Annotated in this window: 1 protein-coding gene; it reads left to right on the forward strand. The window is 20.8% G+C overall.

Annotated elements, in window-relative coordinates:
- Positions 1-52 precede the first annotated feature (52 nt).
- Positions 53-2,557: PAS domain-containing sensor histidine kinase (locus VLM92_RS09790; RefSeq protein ID WP_325276161.1), on the forward strand; the 2,505-nt coding region annotated here is incomplete at its 3' end.

Raw genomic sequence — 2,557 nt, forward strand, 5'->3', positions numbered from 1 at the left:
TTATGTGTTTATATTAATAAATATAATGTTTTTTATTATGGGCATGTTTAATTTGAAATTTTATTCAATTATTATAAATTTATCAAGAGTAACATTATTATGGATACTTTTATATGAACTATCTTATAACACAAAATTAAAAAATAATAAATTTTCTAAATTAATGGTAATAAGTAGTATAACCTTTATAGTTATAGCAAGTTTAACATTAATACAAAAAGGAAACATTAAATTTCAGACATTTTTGTTAACAATTACAATTATTAATTTATTTAATGTATTGTATTTTAAGTATGGATGTCAAAATAAAAACTTAATAAGAGATACTATAATACTATGTATGATAATGATTTTAGTAGGATATATACTGTATAAGATAAAAACAGATATAGTTAAAACTTATATAATTATAATAGGTAATTTAACAATATCATGTTATAATTCATTTTTTTATAAAAATAAGAACTTTGAATATTATAAGATAATAAAAACTTTATCAGATATTACTTTTATTATGAACATTACATTACTTTTAACTGTGATTTATAAAGATATCATTAATATAGATTTACAGGAAAGTATATTGCTATTACTTTTATTTAGTCATACATATGTTGGATACGAACACACTATAAAAAATATAATACATAATCCTTATTTTGAGCTGAAATCTAGAAATGAAAAATTAAATTTTAATTCAAAACAATTAAATACTATTAATAATATAATTAGTAAAGAAATTATAATTCAATATAAAATAAAAAAATATATAATTCAAAGAAAAGAACTATTAAAGCAATCATTAAATATTATGCCTTGTATATTGATGATTACAGATTGTAATTTTAAGATAACCTACAAAAACAATAAGTTTATAGAGGTTTTAGGAGACGATATATGTACTTTCTTAGAGATAGCAGAACTTATAAATATTAAAGGCATATTAGAAAATTTAGAAGAGTTAAAATATAAAAAAGACATAGTAGATAAATTAGTATTTTTAAATAAAATACCATATATACTTAATATAAATTATAATGATACGGATAATAGTTACTTAATAATTTTAAATGATATTAAAAATGAGTTTAAAATGGAAAAAGAACTTGAAAATAAAAAAGAAGAATATGAAAGTATAGTAAAAAATATACCAGCTCCAATAATGATGAGAGATGTTGAAGAAAATATAGATGATATAAAGATAATAAGCATAAATAAAGAATTTGAAAAACTATTTGGATATAGTGCAAATGAGATAGAAGGAATGAGTCTAATAGATTATTACAATAAATTTAGTCTAGATTTCTTTGATAATAAAAGATATAAAAAAATAGAAATGACTACTGAAGATAAAATAAATGATGTGCAAAGAGTCATTGGTACTAATTATATCATTAATTGTACAATGATAGATAAATATAAAAAAGAGCACAACTTAGAATTGAGTATAAAAGATTATATACAAGACTCAAAAAATTTAAAATTATTATCATACAGAGATAAAACAAAAGAAATAAGTATATATCAAAAAATAAATAATCAGTATCAGCTATATAAGAAAATGTTAGATTCCATGCCTGAAGGTATAATAGTTGAGTCCATTAGTAGTAAAAAAATTATATACACAAATAAGAAATTTAAAGAAATCTTTGGAATAAGAGAAAAGAATATAGGTATTTGGACTCGAAAATATAGGGACAGATTAGAAACTAAATATTTACATAATCTAAATAGTGGGAATGCAAACAAAACAATACATATTGTAAATGAAGATAAAAAAATAAAGGAAGTAAAGATTTATTGTAAAACATGGATGTTAGATAATTTAAAATGTAGAGTTAAAATAATTCATGATTTAGGTGAACAAAGAGAAGCAGAGAAAATAAAGGAAATGCTAACAAAGCAAAGAGAATATGATAAAATAAAAATGGAGTTTTATGCTAATATATCTCATGAATTAAAAACACCTTTAAATAATATATATAGTTCTACACAGCTAGTTGAAACCTTAAACACCTGTGAAAAAATAAAAGATAATAATGGAGAAATTAGTTATCATGTTAAAATAATAAAGCAAAATATGTTTAGATTAATGAGGTTAATTGATAATATAATAAATATATCTCAAGTGAAGTCAGAGATTTATAAATTAAAGGCAATAAATTTTGATATCGTATATTTAGTAGAAGAAATAGTTATGTCTATCAACTCCTATGCTAAATCAAGAGATTTAAGATTGGTATTTGATACAAATGAAGAATATCTATTAGTAGGGTTAGATCCAGAATCAATAGAAAGAATTGTACTTAATTTGATATCAAATGCAATAAAATTTACCCCAAGGAAAGGTGAAATATTAATTGCAGTTTATAAAGTAGGTAATAAAGTTCAAATAAAAGTTAAAGATAGTGGAATTGGAATAGATGAAGAAAAATTAATGGAAATATTTGATAGATTTAAGCAAATAGAAAATGGAAAAATGGATAATGAATTTGGAAGTGGTATAGGTCTTTATTTATCAAAATCATTAATTGAAATTCAGGATGGAAGAATAGAT

The organism is Romboutsia sp. (assembly GCF_035470145.1).
In the GTDB taxonomy this organism is placed as follows: domain Bacteria; phylum Bacillota; class Clostridia; order Peptostreptococcales; family Peptostreptococcaceae; genus Romboutsia_D.